A 19,971-nucleotide genomic window follows, 5' to 3' on the forward strand; every position below is an offset into this window, starting at 1 on the left:
CCTCCCTCTTCTGATCCACCGGGAACAATCGGCTCTACCGGGAACAATCGACCTTGATCTGGGCCATCGCGATCCGATCGCCGGCGTGCGCGGGTACCCCACGGTTGGTCAGCTTCACCGCCAGGCCGGCGGAGCTCACTTTGTATTCGCCCGCGACCACCCACCGGCCCCGACCGACGTGCTGATCGACCGCGAACTCCGCGGACGGGCCACCACCCCGCCCGTCGAGCACCACGTAGTGTGCCGCCGTCGCCGCCGTGTCCTCGGGTGCGCCGCCGGAAGGGACGTAGACGCTGATCTGGCACCGGGAGACGGGGCTGGTGGGGGCGAACCACCACTCCCCGTACTGCGCGGGATCGTCGGTGCCGGCCTGGCCGGTCATCGGGAGGGTCTCGAACGTGCCGTGGCAACCGTCCTGCGGCCAGCCACCCACGGCGACCGTGCGCCAGTCCGGCGTCCGTCCGTGGGCCTCGAACCCGCGGTCGGCCGCGCCCTCGCAGTCCCACCCGGCGATCGCGGTGTACGCGCTCAACTGTGTGGCGGCGGCCGGTGGTGGTGGTGCCGCCCCGCCGGGTCCGGCCGCGCTACCGGCCGACTCCGAGCTCCACAGTTTGAGGAAGATGCCGACCACCACGGCGGCCGCCGCGGTCAGCGCGGTGACCGTGATCAGTGTGGGCCACCGTACGACCATCCGTTCACTGGCCGGCCGCGGACCGGCGTGCTCGACGAAGGCCCGCACGAAATCACCGCGCAGCGCCATCGCCTGCCGCTGCGGCGACCGGCTCGACTCGACGGGCCCCGTCACGGCCGCGCGCCGAGGGCACCGGCGTGGTCGATGCCCGCCGGTTCGAGGTGTTTCACAGGGGCTCCTTCGGCTGCGAACAGTCCACCAATCGACGAGACCGGGCCGGAAAAAGTTCACCCCGCGGGGAGGGAAATCCGGCCCGCAAACGAATCCGGCTCAGTAGACGCCGAATTCGTAGAGCGAGTATCCGTAGCCGCCCGCTCGCTGGGTGCCGTACATCCGCACGTACCGGGCCGTCCGGTTGACCGCGATGCTGACCGTGCCTCCGGTCCCCCAACTCGTGTTGTAGACGGTGGTCCAGGTGCTGCCGTCCATCGAGATGTCGACGTGGTACGACGTCGCGTAGGAGCGTTCCCAGCCCAGCTCCACCCGGGTGACCGTCCACTCCGCCCCGAGATCGACCGAGATCCACTGCGGGTCGGCGAAGACGCTGCCCCACCGTGTCGTGGGGTCACCGTCGAAGGCGTACCTCGGGGCGAGGTTACTGGACTCTTGACTGGACCCGCTGGCCGGCCGGTTGCGGGCCAGGTCGCGGCCGGCCTGCCCGGCCGGCGTGTTGGGTGTGGTGGGCCAGATGGGCCAGCCGGGCCAGCCGGGCCAGGCGGGCGGGCTGACGCCGTTCGGCGTCTCGGCGGGGTCGGTCGGACCCGGCTGGCCGGCGGGGGTGGACGCCGCGGACTGCGTCGGTGTGACCACCGCTGTGGCCGGGGCCGTCGGGTCCGGCGTCACGGACGGGCCCGCCGACGTGGCCGCCGAGCCCGGGTTGCCCAACGACAGGCCGTCCGCCGGCGGTACCACGTCGGCCAGCGGAGCCGAGGGTGGGGCGTCGTGTCGGGCCGAACGCAGGGCCGGAGCCAGCACCGCGGCCACCCCGGCGACGAGGACGAGGACGACGAGAACGGCCGGCGTTTTCCAGCGCCCGATCCGGCGGTGACCGGCGGGCAGCCGGTCCGGACCGTCCAACGGCGCGAAGACCGGCACTGGTACGGGCAGGTAGGCGGCGGTGGGCGGGTCGTCACGCGCGGACGCGTCATCGCGCGGCCCCGTGGCGGCCGGGAGGGGCGCCGTCGGGTCGTCGGCGGCCCGGGCGGGTCGTCCCTCCCGCAACGATGCCGGGGGCTCGACCGGGCGCTCCCCGTGTGGCGGCAGCCCGCGCAGCGCGATCGACCGCCGCACCGCCCGGGGGCCGGACCGAGCCACGGGTTCGCCGTCGGCCCGGCGCGCTCCGGTCGCTTCCTCACCATCCATGACCATGGTCTGATCCGCTCTCCAATCGGCCGCGGCGGCCGGTTCAGATGCTTGTCGGGTCGTCCGGTCGCCGGGGCCGCACCCGGCGCCACCCCGGTCCATCCACATCGGACGGTGGCTCGGCCAGCCGGTCCGCGCGCACCTCGACGGGGCTACCGAGATAGTTGGCGAGCAGCTGCAGGGCCGGGCGGTCGATCCGATCGACGATCAGCCGGACGACGCGGTCCCGGTGGGTCCAGGCCGGCCGCTGCCGCGCGATCTCGACCGCCAGCCGCCACGCGTCCACCGGCCGGCCGCGGATGCGGAACGGGTGCCGCGATCCCGGCCCGGCATCGACGATCACCACCGCGGTAGCCGCACCCGCGACCGGGCCACCGCCCCGGGGTGCTCGACCGTCGCCGTCGGCCAGGTCCAGGGGCCCGTCGCCATCCGGGTTGCCGAGCACCGCGAGCGGTCGGCCCGGTTTCCTCATGAGCTCGGCGAGGTCGTCGGCGGCGAACGGGAACCGGCCGGCGAACCGGATCTGCGGTGCGGCCACCGTGCGGACCCGGCGGGGCAGCATGCCGCACCAGCCACTCCCGTCGTTGGCCACCACGGGTGTCTGTGTCTGATCGGCGAGGAGATCCTGGACGTCCGGGGACACCGGCCCATCCGCGACGAGCAGGATCGGCCGGCCGCCCCAGCCGGTCACACCGGCCAGGGTCTCGCCGAGTTCGCCGGCGTCGGTGCGCGCGGTGCCGTCCGGACGGGTCGCGTCGATGACCACGGTGAACAGCCGGGGGTCCGGCCGCCACCAGCCGGGCGGGCCGATCCGGTCCGGTGTGAGATCGACGGGTACCTCCCGGTGCGCCCGCGGACCGGGCGCCGCCCCGTCGGCATGGCGAGCCCGGCGGACCTCGGCGCGATCAGACCCGTTGACGTCGGCGTGGCGACCCGGGCGGACCTCCGCGCGATCAGACCCGTTGACGTCGGCGTGGCGACCCGGGCGGACCTCCGCCCCGCTGACCTCGGTACGGCCGGCCGGGCGGACCTCGGTGCGGCGGGCCGTGTCGCGCGGCAGCCGGGCCAACAAGGCTTGCAGCAGCGGGAGCACATCATCGTCCGGCGTCGTGCCGGGCAGGCCGACGTGAATCACCATCCCGGCCGGATCCCACGGCAGGTCCCGCACCTCGGCCGCCCGTGGGCCGGCCCGGGGCGGCCGGACCCACAGTCCGGACTGCACGGGTTCGACCAGCCATCGCTCGGCGATCCGGTAACCGCCGGCCCAGGCGGGCAGGTCCGCGAGACAGTCCACCGGCCCGACCGGTTGCCATTGCCCAGAGACGCCGGCGCGAAGCCGGGCGTGCAGCGGTTGCCAGGCGTGGACTCCGTCCGGGTCGACGAAGGTACACACCGGTCGGCCCGCGGCGTCGAGGGTGGGCAGGCCCGTCGCCACCTCCACCGACACGCGCCACCGGTGTACCAAACGGGCTACGAGCTGTGCACAGATGACCACGCCCGACCCGTACGGTGCGATCACCGTGCTCGGCGGCAGCGCCGCCACGAGCCGCTCGACCTCGGCCGGGTCCGGGACCGGGGTACCCGGGCGGCCCAGGACCGCCAGCGGCCGGCTCGGGTCCATCGGCACCGAGTAGGGCAGTTCGTCCAACCGGGGCGGGGACGAGCGGGGATCGGCGCGGTAGATCCAGACGCCGGCCGGGATCGGTATCGCGACCAGGCCCGGGCCGGTCCGGTCGGCCACGTCGTCTACCACGGCCTCCCACGCCGGGGTGGGTGCCCGCCGACCGGCCCGAGCGATCAGCCCCTGGCCGTCGTAGCGCCGCCAGCCGCCGACCGCGAACATGGCGCCACCGGGCACCAGCAGCAGACGTCCGGCCGGCGCCAGCACATCGGCCTGCAGCGCCTCGGCGAGCGCGGCGACCGGTGCCCGTCCGGACCCCGTCGGGGAGGCTACGCCGGACACGCACAGCCGGGCGGCCGACCCGGGTGGTACCGCGATGGGCAGCACCTCGCGCAGCACGTCCCAGTCACCGGGGCCGCGCAGTTCGGCCACCACGGTCACCATTCCCGGCTCCGGCGGCAGGAGCGACACCGCGTCGGCGATGGCGCCGTCATCGTCGGGACCGACCACCACCAGGACGTCGGAGAGCCAGTGCAGGGCCGCGGCGGTGCCACGGCGCCGGCCCTGCGGCCGCGCCGCGACGGTCATGCTCACATTCACTCCTATCGAACTGAAGCCCTCGATCCGGCGGACGCGGCCGTGACGTCAGGCCGCCGGGTGCCGGCTTCGCACCACGTAGCCCAGCTCGATGGCCATCCTGGTCAGTTCGGCCTTGTTGCTCACGTTCAGCTTGGCCCGGATCCGCTTGGCGTAGGTGTTGACCGTGGCCTCCGACAGGCCCATCCGGGTCGCGATCTGGGTGTGGGTCAGACCCAGCGCGATCAGCTTGAGCGTCTCGATCTCGCGCGGCGCGAGGCCGCCGGCGTCCGTGTCGACCGCCCGGGACAGGTCGGACCGGAACTGGCCGACCACCCGGGGACACATGCACAGCCCACCCTCGGCGATGATCCACAACGCCTGCCGGACGACGATCGGTTCGGAGTACCGGGTGATGCAGCCCCGCGCGCCCGCCCGGATCGCGGTTACCAGGGTCGTCGGGCGATCCCAGGAGGAGCAGACCAACGGCGCGCCGAGCGTGGCCGCCTTCGCGATGATGTCGGCCGTGTCCGGCTGGCCGTGCAGCGGCAGGTCGAGGAAGATCACGTCGTATCCGCCCGGGCCGGCCGTGAGCTCGTCCAGGGACTCGACCGAGGCAGCGAGCGCGAGCGTGGGCTCATCGCCGAGCAGCCGCTCCATGCCGGCCCGCGGAAGGGGCTGATCGGCGACGATGGCGACGGTGTAAACCTGCTCCGGCACGGCAAAACCCCGTTCCCGCGGGTGGCGGCACCAGCCGCCGGTACCCACGTGTCCGATGTGTGATTACCTAACGACGGAACCCGAGGCTCCCAGGTTCACGGACATCGCGATGTCCTCATCCGGCGCCGCCGATGTACACCCCGAACGACCCGGCCGGCCTCGTCGGCCCCACTCACCGAAGCGGTACCGGCAGTGCTCAGCGGCTCGCGGTCCACCGTGCGACGGCCTCGGCCCGGCTGGTGACCTGGAGCTTGGCGAAGATGTGGTGAAGGTGGTTCTTGACGGTCTTCTCGCTCAGCACGAGGTGCCGCGCGATCGCCGCGTTGGACAATCCCTCGGCCAGCAGATCCGCCACCACCTCCTCACGCTGGGTGAGACCGAACCGGACGCGCGCCTGTCGCCGCTGCTCGAGGTGCTGCTTGTGCACCCGATCCTGCAACGCCTGCTCCCGCAGCGCGGTCACCGCCACCGACGCGGCCTGCGGATGCAGGAAGCTCAGGCCGCCCGCGACCGCGCGGACCGCCCGGAGCAGTTCGGGCGGATCGGCCTCGCCGTGCACCAGGTAGCCACGGGCACCGCCACGCAGCATCCGGCCGATCAGGTCCGGATCGGAGTCGCTGGTCAGCACCAGGACGATCGTGTGGCGGGAGAGCTCCTCGAGCACCGACAGTCCGTCCGCGATCGGCATCCGGTAGTCGAGCAGGGTCACCGTTGGGTGCAGCCGGCGCGCCACGCTCAGCGCATCCCGGCCGTTGCCGGCCTCTGCGACCACGCGTACGTCGTCGGCGATCTCGAGGAACCCACGCAACGCCGCGCGGACAATAGGGTTGTCGTCAACGATCAGCACGTCGATCACCGACCGGTCCTGTCCCATCCCATCCCACGCCTCGTTCCGGCCAGCCCCCACCCGACCAGGGCGGCAGCGTCCCACATCCGCCGGTTGCCACCCCAGGGCAGATGTAGATCTAGAAAGAGGCTACTCCACTCCCGGGCCGGCGGCCGGTCACCAGCAGTCGGCGACCCCCGCCGCGACCGCGCGCACGGCCTGCCGATCCGCCTCATCCGCACGGAGCTCCAGACGCCACAGCCACTTCACCCACTCCAGTTTGGCCGGGTTCTCCAGATCCGCCGACCGCGCGTGCTCCTGGGCCCGCCGGACGCGACCCGGCGGTCCGCTCAGCGCGGCCTGCACCGCACGAACCATCTCGGCGTCGGCCACGATCGCCTCGCGACGCTCCGGCCGGCTTTCCCGCTCGGCGCTCTTGAGCAGCCGCTGGGCGATCGGTTCCAACGCCTGCGCGTCGGTACCGACGATCTCGTCGAGTTCCCGGAGCAGCGGCCCTCGCCGCGCCGCGAGGTCGTCCAGTTCGATCATTTCGCCGGCGGTGGAGGGTTGCTCGGGCGGGGTGAGCAGTTGCTGTGGAGACAGCTGGCGGCTGGTGTCGGCGGCCGCCGACGCCGGGGCATGCCGTTGGACGGGGGCGGCGCCGATCACCGGCTGCCGCCGTTGCGGCGAAGGCTGCCTCGCGGGAGTGTCGATTCGCTCGCCGAGCTCGATGCCGTTCGCTGTCTGCACTGCCGGGGTGAACCGCACCGGCTCTGTGGGCTGGGTGGGCGGTGCCGGCTGGGTGATCGCGGGTCGCTGGGCGCTGCTGGCGTACAGTGCCTGGTCGAGGTCGATGCGCAGCGGATCGCCCGACGGCCCGTACAACACGAGCGTGGCATCGTAGCGGTAGAGGTAGTACGACCGCTTCATCTCGGAGTTGCGCTCCGCGACGTTGCTGCTGGTGGCCTCGTGGCCGGACTCTTTGGAGAACCCGAAGCCGGGCACCTGCCCGGTGCCCATCTTGCTGTCGCTGCCGACCGGACCCCTCCCCAGCAGGCCAGCGGAGAACTGCCAGTCCGAGCCAGAGCTGCTTTCGTGGCTGGGCGTCTGCGCGGTCTGCCGGTAACTGCGCCCCTTGTGCTCGAACTGCAACGGACGGCCCGCGGCAGAACCGGCGGCGCTGCCCGTGGCAGAACCGGCGCCGCTGCCCGTGGCAGAACCGGCGCCGCTGCCCGTGGCAGAACCGGCGGGCGAGTCCGGCTCGGGCACCTCGTAGTAGTGGACGTTGCGGATGTCCAGGCCGGCCCGGGTACCGGTGCCGGGTATGGTGTAGTCGTGGCGCAGCAGCTGGCCGATGCGCGGGCGCAGCATCGAGTCGGTGGCGTGCCGCCGGACGGCGAGGCCAAACTCGCTGAGCGGTCCCCGCCCGGGCACCCGGCTCGCGTCGGGCCGTTGGAGTCCGAGTCCATCGGGCCGGCGCCGTGGCGGTTCCGCGGCCAGCGCCGTCCACTGGATCATGGCCTCGGCGACCGGCAGCACGGTCCACGGGTGCAGCGTCTCGTCGGACAGCAGCGCCTGGTTGTGCGCGGATGCCAGGGCGGTGTTGTCCCATCGCACCGGCGGGCTGGCGGCCGGAGCCGGCGGGGCAGTCGGCTGCCAGGCACCGGGGGAGCCGACCGGGTGGGTCAGGTAGGCGGGCACAAGCAGGCGCGCGGTCCCGCCGCCGGCTGCGGGGGATGCCTGCCAGTCCCAGGAGATCGGCCGCCAGTCATACCAGAGCCGCCGGGGCGCGGCGTGGCCGAGGCTGGCGGCGAACAGTGACTCGCGCACCGACGAGCTGATCACCCGGAGGATCTCCGGCTTCTCGTTCGTCACGCCCAGCTCGATCGAGAAGTCCAGCGGCAGGGTGAACTCGTGCGACTTCTTCACGCCGACCCGGAAGATATCCTTGACTTCCGTACCGTCGCCGTGGTCGTGCGAGGACTCGCTCTTCCACCCGGCCTCGGACTCGCCGGCGAGGTCGCCGCCCGTCGGCAGTCCGCCCCGCGCGCGGAACTTGACGTCCACGTGGCGGCCGCGACCCCGCTCATGCTTCACCGAGTCGGCGTGGTGCCCCTCGCCGCGCAGGGTCAGGCCGACCTCGCCGCGGTCCAGGTCGCCGGCCGCCGGCCGGGGCGTGGCCCGCACCTGCACGGCCAGGTATCGGGTCTGCGCGTCCGGCGTGACGAACGGGTACCACATCAGGATTCCGGTCCCGGTGAGGGCGAAGTACTGCGACTCCAGCGCCCAGTCGGAGAACCGCTCGACCAGCGCCTGGACCAGCGGGGTCGGCGGCACCGCGCCGGCGGCGTTGGGCTCGGGCACCAGCCCGTGCGCGGCCAGTTCCTGGATGATCGCCGGCAGCACCTCGTCGGCGCGGACCAGCTCGGGATGCCCGACCGCCCGGGTCAGCGCCGGGTCGACGATCTGGCGGGCCGGTGTCTGGTTCGGCGCGACCGGGGTCGTGCCCGGCAGGCCGAGCTCGTGCGCCTGCCGGTTCGGGATGATGAAGTCCACCCCGTCCGGCACGGTCACATAGCTGCGTTCCGCCTCGACGTTACGGCCCTGCCCGGTCCACCGCACCGCGGTGACCTCGACGGTGGGACGGCCGCGGTAGCTGTGCACGGTCGCGTTGTAGGTGGCCCGGGTGATGTCGATGTTGCCTTGCTCGGTGGGCACCGACGTGGCCGACGACGCCTCACCGCCGGCGGCGAACCCGATGTTGATCAGGTTGCCGTCACCGTCCTGGCTGACCCCGCCCGAGCCGTACGAGCCGCCGCCCGGACCGGCCGCGCGGCGGGTGGGCCGCCCGTCGGTGTGGTGGGCCTCGGAGGATCCGCCGGTGGAGACCAACAAACCGACCCCGGCGCCGGCGCCGAAGATCGTCTTGGTCTTGTGCGCCTGCTCCTGACCGGGAGCGGACTGCACGTAGTGCTCGATCTCGGTGGACGTGCTGGCCCCGAGGTGCTGCGGGTTCGCGCCGATCTGGGTACGGACCACCACCGCCTGGTGCCGGCCGTCGTGGTCCGGCAGCGGGATCACCCAACCGTCCAGCCCGGTCGTCTGCGCGAAGTGCGCCGCGAGCTCCGTGGGGATGCCCGCCTTCCACAGCGGCCGTGGCCAGTTCAACGGCTCGGCGAACCAGTCGTCGCCCAACTTGTTGAGCCGCCCGTAGTTCTGCGCGGCCTGGGCCACCACGTCGGGCATGGTCAGGAAGAAGGGGTACGTGCCGGAGGAGCCGGCCGTGTCGAACGGCACGTGGTCCTCGTCCCAACCCCGCGGCGGGTTCGAGCTGACCTGCGCCCGGCCGGCCGCGTCCCGTTGCCGCGCGGTCACCGGTGTGGCCGCGGCGTGCTCCTGCGGCACCGCGATCTGCCCGACCGCCCGGTCCGGGTCATTGATCAGGTACGTCGTCCGCGGCGCCCCCACCTCGCGGACCACCACCTCGTAGGCGACGTTGTACGCGTACTCGGTGACCTCCCCGGTCGTCTCCGTGCGGCGGTAGTGTTTGATCGTGTCCGCGTACTTGTCCGTGTCACCGGCCGAATACCTGGCGCCGGCCTCGACCCGGCCGGCCTGCAGCCTCACGTCGTTGGGCAGCGCGAACACCGCCGCGCCCGCCAGCGAGGCCTCCACCGAACCGTCCTTGCCGAGCGACCCGGAGATCGAGCCGCCGTGCAGCGCCCGCTGGTTGACATCCATCGGATAGCTGGTGTCCGTGATCCGGTCACGCAGATGGGCCAGGACGAGCACGTCGTAGTCCTGGCCACCGACCGTCACCGTGAACGGGTCACCGGCCTGCGCCCGCGTGAAGTCCGCCTCCAGGGCCGGCCGTCCGGCCCGCGCGTTGACCACCGTGGTCGCCCGTTCACCGATGCCGTTGCGGGCGCCTGACGCCGTGCGCAATGCGCCGACGATCGTTTCGGCGACCGCCTCCGAACCGGGCAGGCCAACCACGACACCCCCGCCCATTCCCTGGCGGGTCACCAGGCCGAGCGGCTCGCGGGGCCCGGGCGGGGCCTGGTAGCTCGGCCGGGTCTGCGGTGCGGTGACCGACCGGGGACCGAGCGTCGCATCCACGGTGGCGGCCGGCGTCGGCTGCTCCACCGGCGTCACCGGTGGCCGGGCGGCCGGGTAGCGGCGTCCACGCTCGGCGTCCGTACCGATGAGGCTCCGCTCGAAATCGGACCGCTCGGCCTCCGGGACGGCTACCTCACCGCTGATGCCGGTGACCCGCACCGGTTCCACCCGCACACCGATGGTGGTGGTCAACTCGGCGTCGAACACGACCCGGTACCGCGCCTGGTCGCTCTGGCGACGCAGTACGGTATGGTTCAGCGCCTCACCGCCGACCTCGTTGCCCGATGCCCGGGTCGAACCGACCTCGACCCCGCCACCGAACACACCCTTGTGGCGGTTGTCCTTGGCGTTCGGGGCGGTCGGCTTGTCCTGATACGAGAGCCCGTAACCGAGCAGCTGGAAGTCGGCGCTCACGCTGCTGCTGCCCGCGGTTGCGTTGCCACCGGACGACACGATGCCGAGGTCGTCGCGGACCGCGATGTTCGGCGTGGTGCGCAGATACTGCACCTCGGTCGGGGTGATCCTCAGATCGAGCGACATCGAGGCGCCGTTTGCGGTCAGGCCGCCCTCGTGGTCACCACCGGTCATCAACGCCCGGTTGCGGTTCAGCGTGCTGCGCTCGTTCAACAGCTGCTTCACGCCCTGCCGGGCGAACGGCAGCACCTTCGCCGGATCACCCAGGGCCGCCAGCAACGCCCGATGCCAGGCCGCCACGACCGGGGTCATCGCGAACGCGTTGAGCACCTCGTGTGCCCGGCTCGGCCGGCGCTGCCCAGGCGGCGTGACCGCCGGGACCGCATCCGTGGGCGGGGCCGTCACCGGATCCACCGCGCCGTCGCCGGGCTCGGTGTATTCGGTGGGGAACTGCACCGACACCAAGCCGTCCGCCGGCGGATGCGGCCGCGTTGCGCCCCAGCGCTCGCCGTTGACGTACACCTCGAAGGAGAGTCCCGCGTCGAACCGCTGCGAGTTCAGGATGAACATCTGCCGCCCGGCGACGAGCCGCCGCTCCGCCGACGACGAGGTCTCCACCCCGCTGCTGGTCGAAATCGTCGGCATGTGCGGGATCATGCGGGCGACGTGGCTGCCCAGGCCGCCAAACGACCCGTCCAGCGACGCATTGTGCCCGGTCGCGCGCCCGCCCGCGGAGGAACTGCTGATCGCCGTCGAGCCGAAGCTCACCTTGAACACCCGTGGCCCCGGCTCGGGATCGACCGGGCTGACCGCGCCGATGACCGGCCGCACCCAGACCAGCCGGCCGCCGGCCACACCGTGCACACCCTGGAACAGCACCTGGTCCCAACGCTCCAGAAACGCGTCGTGTGCCAGGTTGTCCCGGCCAGGCCGGCGGGCCGGCGGGCTCAGCAATCCGGTGATGGTCTCGCGCAGAAAGTCGTCGATGGCCCGCCGCTGCTCGACGGTAGCGCCCGCCAGCGCCGGCGTGCCCGCCGCCGCGGGCAGTTCCGCCACGAACTGCCCGGCCAGCGCGTCCGGGTCCGCCACACCGGCCCGTCCGACGGAAACGACGTTGGTCTGGCCCAGCGCCTGCTCCTCCAGGTACCACGGCCGGCCACGAGCGGGCGGCGCCGGCCGGGCACCCGACGACCCGCCCCGGACGCTGCCGTGGTGCGTGGGGACAGTCTGCGCAGGCAGCGTGCCCCGATCGGGCGGGAGCACCGCCTCCTCCGCAGCAATCGAGTCGTGATTGTTCATCCCGATGTCCTCTCGCGCCTCGTGGGCCTGGCGGCGGGCGCGGGCCGGCAACCAGCCAGGACACGCTGATCACGGCACAGGCCCCGGCAAGTGGACCAAGCAGGCATGCGCCCCGAGCAACGAAAAAGCCAACGAGGGGACAATCGATCCGAAACAATCTTGGGCGACGCAACGAGCCGACCGCGGCTGAACTTCCGGACACGCAACATCGTCGTCAAGGTCAAGACGACGTTGGAGGGACACCATGGCGAGGCCGCCGACCACCGCCCGCCAGCCCGGTCACGAGACTGATCGCCTCCGGACGGCGGTCGGCCCCGACCGTGCCGTCACCCGGGCGGCCGGCGCACCAGCGCGGCCCGCGGCCGCCTCGGCGGCGCTCGCGGAGCGGCGCATCGACGGGCTGACCGACCTGTGGCTCACCGAACTGCCTGACGGTGGCGTGGCCGCGGCGCACGATCCGGGCACCCGGCTGAGCGCCGACTCGTTGACCCAGTTGGTCCGAGCCGCCGGCGGCGACGCAGACGTGCGGATCATGCTGCCGCACGGCGCCCGGCATCTCTCGCTGTTCCGGGCACTGGCCGGGCGGGTCGGACGCGATGTCCTGATCACACCGGCCGACGCCGAACTGTCGCACCGGACTCCGGGCGACTCCGGCGGCCCGACCGACACCGTACCGGTCGATCAGGCCACCGGCCTGGCCACGGACTGGCTGGTGGTGCACCCGCCCGGGCCGGGCCGCCCGCTCCCGGGCTGGTTCGACCTCTCGGGCGGCCTGGTCCGCCCGCGCGCCGGTCTGGTCACCCTCGCGCTGCCCGGCGGCGTGGCGCTGGTTACCCGGGCCGATTTCGTCGCCCGGCGCAGCGCCGTGGCCCGGCTGATGGCCGGACACGCGGGCCTGACCACCATCGCGGTCGCCGTTCGCGACGGCGGCTTCCTGATCGGCACCTACTCCGGCACCCAGAGCATCTACAGCGGACACCGGGTGGCCGAGGCACTGGGTGACCTGCCGACCTGGGGCGGTGACATCCGCACGTGGCTGACCTGGCCGGCTGACCCAGCGCTGCAACGGCGGTTGCGCTCCAATCTCGTCGAACTCGCCGACACCATGGGCACGACGGTGTGGGCGCCGCCGCCGGGCGGCTCGGCGGAACTCGGCGACGCGTCCGCGGACCTCAGCGCGGTGGATCGCGACGGCCACGTGGCCCGTTGGCAGCCGCATGCTCCGTCCGGTGACACGGCGCGTGCGCAGTTCGAGTCCGACGCGGACGGCCGGCTCGTACCGGTCGGCGGTCCACTGGCCGGCAGCTACCCGGGTGTCGCGCTGGTCAGCGTGTCCCGGCAGCGCGAGGCGGCGATGGCCGACCGGTACGCTCGGCTGGACAGCCGGGCCGGCCTGTTCGCCGTCGATCTCGCGGTGCTGCCCGACGGCCGGCTGGCCACCGTACGCGCCGACGACACCCTGCTGGCCCTCGGACCGAACGAGTGCCGGATGCTGCTGGCCGCCGCCGGCTGGTGGGACGAGGACCTGCTGCTGCTGTGCCCCGCCGACCCGGGCGACCTGCACCACTACGCAGCTGCGCTGTTCGCCGGGCTCGGCGTCGACGTGTGGGTGCTGCCGCCCGGGGCCGTCGTCGATGTGCGCGCGGGTCAGCCGGTGGCGATCGGCCCGGACCGCGCCCCGGTCGAATGGCAGCGGCTCGCCACGCCCGGCGACTCGCCCCGCCCGCCGCGATGGCGAAGCCAGGGCGGCCGTCTCGTCCGGCCCATCGCGGCGGGCGCCGCACGCGAAGCCCGCCGGGCACATCCGGAACGGGACCGCGACGAGGCCACCGCCGCCGGCGCCGCATCGGCGTCATCGGCCGCCCGGCCGTCCTCGGGGGACCGGTACCGGCGGACCGTGCGGCGTCCCACCATGGACGCCCTCACGGGCGAGGCATCGGAGCCTGCGTCCGCGACGGCGGCGCGGAACCAGCCGGTCCCGGCCGCACGGACGTCACCCGGCTCCGCCGCGCCGGCACCGTCGTTGCCGGTCCTGCCCCGGCCGGACCAGCCGGTCCCGGCCCCACCGGCGGCACCCGGCTCCGCCGCGCCGGCACCCTCGTTGCCGGTCCTGCCCCGGCCGGGTACCGCCGCCGGCCGGCGGGAGCGGCCACGCGGCATTGCCTGGCTGCCGAGCCGGCCCGCGGTCAACACCGAGCCGTTCGAGCTGTACATCCACACCGACGTAACCCCGGCGCAGGCCGCCGAGGACGGGGTGCCCAGCCCGGACCTGTTCCTGCTCGGCGAGTTGGCGCCCCCGGCACCGCGGCTGGACGCGCCGCCCGGCCACCTGCTGCGGGTGCGCGTCGCGCCCGGTGCCGCGGTCGATCTGACCGCCACCGACCAGCACGTACCACCGACCCTGTACCTGTCCTTCGCCGGCCGGGACGTGTTCCTGCTGCCCGCCGGCCGGCTGGACCGGGTGCGGATGCTGGCGGGATACGCCCTGGAGCCGTCCGGTGAGCCGATCCGGCTGGACGTACCCGCGACGGGCGCGGTGCGACTGCGGTGCGTGGGCGCCCGGCACGGCGTGGACGGCCTGCCCGGTGACGTACCCCGATGGCCGGCCAAGCACACGGCCAAGGCGTACGCCCTGCTCCCGCCGACCGGCTGGGCCGACTCGGGCGGGCTCGGTCTGTACCGCAGGCGGCCCCCGGCGCGGCACGGCCACCGGCTGGTCGAGTTGCGGGTCGAGCCACACGACGCGATCGACCTGCGGGCCTGCGCCCGGGAACTGGCGTCGCTGGCTCTGGTCAGGCCCACCGCGGCCGAACTGCGGGCGGCGCGGTTCGACCTGATCCTGCCGGCCCGCTACTTCGACCGGACGACCGTCACCCAGGTGCTGGCCGTGCGCCGCCGCCGCTGGCGTCCGATCACACCCCGGGAGAACCACACCCTGTCCGAGCTGCTGGATCCGCAGGAGCCGGCTGGACAGCGGTCCTGACCGGTCTCACCGGCTCATGCAGGCCTGGTGGAACGCACGAAGACCGGCGCGCCGGATCGGTCGCGCCCGTAAAAACTCATGCAGTTCCTCGTTGTCACGTGACGGGGACGGCCTGTCACCGGATGGTGATGCGGTCGATGTCCGGCCCCGGAGCTTCGTCGTTGTACAACGCCAGATCCACCGCTCCGGCCGGAATCATGACATCGGACACGATGGTGACCGGCTCGTGCCAACTGCTACCGGTTATGTCATGGACGAACGGATCGGCGTTGTTGATGCTGATTTTGACTTTACGGTGGCCGTCGACCTCGTAGTCGACGGCCAGTGTCCGCCGACCGGCCACCGGCATGTTGAGATGCACGACGACCTTGGCCCCGCTCCGCCCGCCGAGGTAACGCACCCGAGCCCCGCCGTAACAGGTCGCGCAGCTGACCACGTCCGCGTCGCCCGTCAGCGTGTTGCTCGCAGCCTCGGCTTCGATGGTGATCGGCTTGAACACGCCCGCACCCGCACTGGCCCGCGGGCTGGGCGGACGCGGCGACCCCGATGCGGTGGGGCTGGGAACGCCGGTAGGCGCCGATGACGCTGGAGGTGCCGACGCCTCGGCCGACCGCTCGGTCGAAACGCCGGCGGACAGCGGAGCATCGCGGGCGGCCGGCCCATCGCCCGGCCCATCGCTCGGGGCCACCATGAGCGGCACGGCCACGGCGGCGGCCGCCACGACGCCAGTGATGCCGGCCAGGCCGATCCAATGCCGCACGCGGAGGCGGCGCACCGAACCCTGAAGGAATCCGCCGGCCGCATCAGGTGCAGCGTCCTTGGACACGAACCGGTACCCCCTCCGGACGGACGATACGTGTCCGTACAATACGGTACCCATCTCCGACAGGTCGACAACGGTTGAACTCAGCCGACGACCGGATCGTTGTACGTATGACCGGCCGGCAAACAGCAGAGCAACGTTGAACACGACCCGGCCCGGGCACGACACCGGCCGACGACAGGACAAAGCGTGGCTGACCCAGCCAGCAACGACAACCACGTGCTGGAGTCCCTCGGGCTCTACCTCCTCGGAACCCTTACCACCGGGGAACGCCAGGCCGTCGAGTGGCACCTCGCGGCCTGCCCAACCTGCCTCATCCAGGCCGACGACCTGGCCAACCCGATCGAAGCACTGATCCTCCTACCCACGGCGGACCGGCGCGAATTCACCGCAGACGGTCCACAGACACCAGCGGACCACACGGACCGGTAGGCACACCCGGGACCACGGTCGCCGCCCGCACGGTGATGGCTCGAACACACCTGCCCCCGCACGGGGACAGCCAGCCGCCCAGGCAACGTAAGATCCCCAATCAGCTGACTCCTGCCTCACACCGGAGCCTCCTGAGAAGGGCCGATGAACCGCTTCGTCGCGCAAGCGGCAGTGTGCCGTGCGGTACTGCTCGGCCGCTTGGCGATCACCGTCGTCGCCACTGCGGTCGGCATCGGGCTGCTCGGCGAGGTGTGGCCCACTGTCAAGGCGCTCGCCGTGATCGCCGCCGCCACGATCACCCAGCTCACCGTGCTGACCTGGCGGCCGGGCGTGGTGAGGTGGCGGCTGAGCGCACTGGCTCTCGACGCGGCCCTGATGATCGGCCTGCTGGTGCTCACCCACGGCGGTGTCGCGTTCTTCTGCTACGCCGCCGGCTTCGCCGCCCTGGCCGGCGTGTTGCTGGGCATGAAGGCCCTGCCCCTGTGGCTCGCCGACACCGCTCTCGGGCTGGCAGTGGCCACCCAGTTACTCCGGTCCGAAGGCATCACGCCCGGCCGGTCGGCTACTGCCCCGTTGGTGGTCGCCCTCCCGATGACGGACATCATGTGCGGCCTCGGCGCCGCCGCGGTCACCGCGGCGGTGATGCGCTTCATCGACCTCTCGATCGACAAGGTGGCAGCGGCGCAGCGGTCCGCGGCTGCTTCCGAGCGGGCCCGCCTGGCCCGGGAGATGCACGACACGGTGGCCAAGACGCTGCGCGGCGTCTCCTTCGCGGCCCTCGCCCTGCCGTTCTCGCTGCGCCGGCACCCCGACCTGGCCGAGCAACTGGCGGCGACCGTCTCGGAGGGCGCCGACACCGCTGTCCGCGAGGCCCGCGAACTGCTGGCCGGGCTACGCCGGGACGAGCCGGACCGGCCGTTCGTCGACAATCTTGGCACGGTCTGCAGGAGCTGGGCGGACGTGACCGGGATTCCGGTCGGTTTCATCGCCGACCCGGTCGAGCCGCCCCTGGCCACCCGCTACGAACTCGCCCAGATTTTGATCGAGGCCCTGCACAATGTCGAACAGCACGCGCGCGCTCGCTCGGTCAGGGTCGGCCTGCGGCGGGTGGGGCGGGACCTGGAGTTGACGATCCACGACGACGGCACCGGGTTCCCGGTGCCCGCGGATCTGAGCGCCCTGTCGACGGACACGCACTTCGGCATCGTCGGAATGTCCGAACGGGCTCGCGCGGTCGACGGCGCTCTGGACCTGCGCTCCAATCCCGAAGGCGGGACGACGGTGCTGGTGCGGGTGCCGGCGGATCGGTCACCGTTTGACCCGGCCGGATCAGGCGCGGTCACACGCATGGACCGCCGATGTTGACCCGGTATCCCCGGGGGTGACCGGGACACCCCCCCGGGGAGCCAGGGCCGAAGCGGCCGTCAGGCCGGCAGCTTCCACTTCTGATTGGTCAGGTTGTTGCCGTCCAGACCGGCAGAAGGCTGCCCGATCCGTAGTTGATCGCGTACCCGTCCAGACATTTGCCCGCGTCCTCGCTGTACAGCGACGACGCGCACATCCGCGGGCTTCACTGCGAATACAGATCGACGGGGTCGAGGGAGCCGCGCAGGGCCCGCAGGGCGTAGAAGGCCCGCGATTTGACCGTCCCCATCGGGATCCCGAGCCGCTCCGCGGCCTGCATCAGCGTCGCGTCGTGGAAGTACAGCTCGACGATGACCGCGCGGTGCTCCGGCGTCAGGGCGTTGAGCGCGTGGCGCAGGGCCGTGCTGTTCAGCAGTTGCTCGAACGCGTCGCCGGGCGCGGCGACCCGGCTGGCGTCGTTCATGCCCAGTTCGGCCGGTCGGGCCTGGCGCGAACGGATCACGTCGATCGCATGGTTGCGGGCCACCGTGAACAGCCAGGGCCGGGCCGATTCGGGGGCCGCGGCGAGTTGGTCGATGTTCCGCCAAGCCCGCAGCAGGGTCTCCTGGAGCAGATCCTCGACCACCTGCTGGTCGCCCTGGGCCAGGCGCATGAGGTACCGGTACAGCGGAGGGACGTGCACCTGGCAGATGACCCGCATCAGTCGCTCCGCGTCGGTTTCCCGGCGCGTACGGCTCCGGCTGGCGGGCGGGTCCAGGTGTGGGCGGCACGCCCGGGGCGACAAGCCGGTAACGCCCGCCGACGGCCGGATCGGCTTGTCCGCCCTCTCTGCCAGACTGTCCACATGGGTCAGCTGCACCGTCGTACCTCCCTGTCTGGCCGTCCGGGCGCCGCAGCGCCAGAGGCGGCCACGGCTGTCTCCAACCGCGGCTTGCGATGTCCGACGAGGCGTAACAGTAGCCAGCGGCAGAGAGCGCGGACTGGGTCTTAGGACTCATCCCGGGCCCAGGTCGGGGGACCATTTCGCGGCGCTTCCCCGGCCCACAACGGCAGCGGGTCCGGGATGTGCGGTGGTTCGCGAACGGCCGTCAGATCACCCGGTGAGTCTGGGCGCCTCGCCCGGTCCGGCCTGGTCGGCGGATTCGACCGGCTCGTCCGGCCCCGCCACGCGCACCGACCAGCGAGACCCGGGTACCGACCCCACCACCACCGGCACCAGGTGACCCCGGCTGTCGGCCATCATGCGACGCGCCGCCAGCAGGGCGGGGCCGCGCAGAGCGCCGCAGATGACGATTCCGGGCCGATCGGCGGGCTCCGGTTCGCCGTCCACCCCCGGGAAGGCAGCCACCCGATGGCAGCCGTCGGGCACATCGGCGGCGGCGAGCGCGTCACCGACCACAGTGACCGACAGACCGGCGGCGAGCGCCTGCCCGGCGAGGTCGCCCGCCAGAGCGCCGCACACCCCGGCCGGACCGACAATGGTGACCACATCGGGACTGGCGGCCAGATCGACGTGCAGCCGCCACCCGTCGAGGCCGCCCAGCTCCAGCGGCACGACACTGCGCGGCGGTTGTTCGCCGGGGGCGAGCCACACGTACTGCCGGGTTCGCCGCAACGGCCGGACCCCGGTGAGCCGCACCGTCAGCCGCCGGTCCGCATTGACCACCGAGGTGAGCAGCTCGGGCGCGACCGCGAGAGCCGGCTCAGCGGCGGCCGGGTCCGCGCCGATGCTCGGTGGAGTATCCGGCGACGGGTCGCCGGCAGATTGCCCGGGCGGCCCGGACAGCTCTGGACGGGGTGGCTCCGGCTCGTAGTGGCGACTGGTCGCCATCATCAGACCGTCGCCGCCCCGCCGGTCGTCATCCGCCGGGCCCGGGCGTTGGTTGCGGGTCGGCCGGCCCCGATCCGGCCCGGGCCGGGCCGGGCGTTCGGTGTCGCCCGGCGGGCCCCACTCGGCCGGGGGCCCCGGCCGGTCCGGCGGCGGGGGTGCGTCCGGCCCGTCGTCCGCCACTGGCCGGGGTTTCCGCGGCAACCAGACGGTCTCGGCGAATCGCGGCTCCCCCGACCGCCCGGCTTCCGCCGGCGGCCCCACGGCCGCGACCGCGGGCGAGCGGCGCTTGCGCACCAGCCACAGCGCCAGAACCAGCGCCAGAACCGCCGCCGCCAGGGCACCGACCCGGACCACATACGAGGTCAGGTCGTTCGTCCCGGACGCCGCGGCCGTCCCTCCGTCGCCCGGCCCCGGCGAGCCGGTCTCGTCCATCGGTGCCCCGGCGGGCCGGCTCGCGACCGGTGGCGGGCCCACCCGCACGCCGCTGCCGGTCGCGTCGCCCGGCAGCACGAGGATCCAGCCGGCGTGCAGGACCATCGGATCGGTCAGCCGGCCGCCGTCAGGCTGCGGACGGTTCTTGTTGATGTCGAAGATTTCTGTGTACCGCTTCCCGTTGCCGAGCGTCTTCTGAGCGATCGCGAACAGAAACTCAGGCTGGCCGTCGGTGGGCGGGTTCACGATGTAGTACTTCACCTCGCCCGGTGCCGGAGTCTCGTAGAAGACGAGCGACCAGCGAGCCACGGGCGGCCCGGCGGCGAGCGGCGCGAACAGCGCGAGCAACAGCACGGCCGGCACGGCGTGGACAAGGCGGGCGACCCACCGCGCACCGGCTGTGGCCTGCCACCGTCGCTCCATCACCGCGTCGACTCCGTCATCTCATGGAGGTGGGCCATCTCGTGGACTTGGCAC

General features: G+C 72.8%; 12 protein-coding genes. 3 read left to right on the forward strand and 9 right to left on the reverse strand.

What is annotated here, in order from left to right:
* Nucleotides 1-34 precede the first annotated feature (34 nt).
* The 6 genes from ACQPY0_RS43490 to ACQPY0_RS43515 form a co-directional block, all read right to left on the reverse strand.
* Complete coding sequence (locus tag ACQPY0_RS43490) at nt 35-805, reverse strand: hypothetical protein (RefSeq protein ID WP_432974625.1); 771 nt, start codon at nt 803-805, stop codon at nt 35-37.
* Nucleotides 806-961: 156 nt separating this feature from the next.
* Nucleotides 962-2,053, reverse strand: coding sequence for a discoidin domain-containing protein (locus ACQPY0_RS43495; protein WP_432974627.1), 1,092 nt, complete (start codon nt 2,051-2,053; stop codon nt 962-964).
* A gap of 43 nt (nt 2,054-2,096) precedes the next feature.
* Complete coding sequence (locus ACQPY0_RS43500; protein ID WP_432974629.1) at nt 2,097-4,268, reverse strand: hypothetical protein; 2,172 nt, start codon at nt 4,266-4,268, stop codon at nt 2,097-2,099.
* Between the two features lie 51 nt (nt 4,269-4,319).
* Complete coding sequence (locus tag ACQPY0_RS43505) at nt 4,320-4,970, reverse strand: response regulator transcription factor (RefSeq protein WP_432974631.1); 651 nt, start codon at nt 4,968-4,970, stop codon at nt 4,320-4,322.
* A gap of 196 nt (nt 4,971-5,166) precedes the next feature.
* Nucleotides 5,167-5,826 carry a response regulator gene (locus ACQPY0_RS43510; protein ID WP_432974633.1) on the reverse strand — a complete coding sequence of 220 codons (660 nt, stop codon included), beginning with the start codon at nt 5,824-5,826 and terminating at the stop codon, nt 5,167-5,169.
* Nucleotides 5,827-5,973: 147 nt separating this feature from the next.
* On the reverse strand, nt 5,974-11,628 hold the full coding sequence (locus ACQPY0_RS43515; RefSeq protein WP_432974635.1) for a hypothetical protein: 5,655 nt from the start codon (nt 11,626-11,628) through the stop codon (nt 5,974-5,976).
* A 244-nt stretch (nt 11,629-11,872) separates the two neighbouring features.
* Between ACQPY0_RS43515 and ACQPY0_RS43520 the strand changes: the two genes are divergently transcribed.
* Nucleotides 11,873-14,611, forward strand: a complete 2,739-nt coding sequence (locus tag ACQPY0_RS43520) for a hypothetical protein (protein ID WP_432974637.1) — start codon at nt 11,873-11,875, stop codon at nt 14,609-14,611.
* A 115-nt stretch (nt 14,612-14,726) separates the two neighbouring features.
* Here ACQPY0_RS43520 and ACQPY0_RS43525 read toward each other — a convergent pair whose 3' ends face one another.
* Nucleotides 14,727-15,437, reverse strand: a complete 711-nt coding sequence (locus ACQPY0_RS43525; RefSeq protein ID WP_432974639.1) for a hypothetical protein — start codon at nt 15,435-15,437, stop codon at nt 14,727-14,729.
* 186 nt (nt 15,438-15,623) lie between these two features.
* Here ACQPY0_RS43525 and ACQPY0_RS43530 point away from each other — a divergent pair, with 186 nt between their 5' ends.
* Together ACQPY0_RS43530 and ACQPY0_RS43535 are read left to right on the forward strand one after the other, a co-directional pair.
* Nucleotides 15,624-15,866 carry a zf-HC2 domain-containing protein gene (locus ACQPY0_RS43530; protein WP_432974641.1) on the forward strand — a complete coding sequence of 81 codons (243 nt, stop codon included), beginning with the start codon at nt 15,624-15,626 and terminating at the stop codon, nt 15,864-15,866.
* Nucleotides 15,867-16,010: 144 nt separating this feature from the next.
* Nucleotides 16,011-17,231 carry a sensor histidine kinase gene (locus ACQPY0_RS43535; RefSeq protein WP_432974643.1) on the forward strand — a complete coding sequence of 407 codons (1,221 nt, stop codon included), beginning with the start codon at nt 16,011-16,013 and terminating at the stop codon, nt 17,229-17,231.
* Nucleotides 17,232-17,436: 205 nt separating this feature from the next.
* On the opposite strand, the gene ACQPY0_RS43540 is transcribed toward ACQPY0_RS43535, so the two are convergent.
* Together ACQPY0_RS43540 and ACQPY0_RS43545 are read right to left on the reverse strand one after the other, a co-directional pair.
* On the reverse strand, nt 17,437-17,931 hold the full coding sequence (locus tag ACQPY0_RS43540; RefSeq protein WP_432974645.1) for a sigma-70 family RNA polymerase sigma factor: 495 nt from the start codon (nt 17,929-17,931) through the stop codon (nt 17,437-17,439).
* Nucleotides 17,932-18,324: 393 nt separating this feature from the next.
* On the reverse strand, nt 18,325-19,920 hold the full coding sequence (locus tag ACQPY0_RS43545; RefSeq protein ID WP_432974647.1) for a hypothetical protein: 1,596 nt from the start codon (nt 19,918-19,920) through the stop codon (nt 18,325-18,327).
* Nucleotides 19,921-19,971 lie beyond the last annotated feature (51 nt).

The sequence above is a fragment of the Dactylosporangium sp. CA-233914 genome (genome assembly GCF_050942935.1).
In the GTDB taxonomy this organism is placed as follows: domain Bacteria; phylum Actinomycetota; class Actinomycetes; order Mycobacteriales; family Micromonosporaceae; genus Dactylosporangium.

Bases quoted from the DNA above. Each gene is read 5' to 3' on its own strand.
- ACQPY0_RS43495 (WP_432974627.1), bottom strand. From the start codon at position 2,053: ATGGATGGTGAGGAAGCGACCGGAGCGCGCCGGGCCGACGGCGAACCC.
- ACQPY0_RS43515 (WP_432974635.1), bottom strand. From the start codon at position 11,628: ATGAACAATCACGACTCGATTGCTGCGGAGGAGGCGGTGCTCCCGCCC.
- ACQPY0_RS43520 (WP_432974637.1), top strand. From the start codon at position 11,873: ATGGCGAGGCCGCCGACCACCGCCCGCCAGCCCGGTCACGAGACTGAT.
- ACQPY0_RS43535 (WP_432974643.1), top strand. From the start codon at position 16,011: ATGAACCGCTTCGTCGCGCAAGCGGCAGTGTGCCGTGCGGTACTGCTC.
- ACQPY0_RS43540 (WP_432974645.1), bottom strand. From the start codon at position 17,931: ATGCGGGTCATCTGCCAGGTGCACGTCCCTCCGCTGTACCGGTACCTC.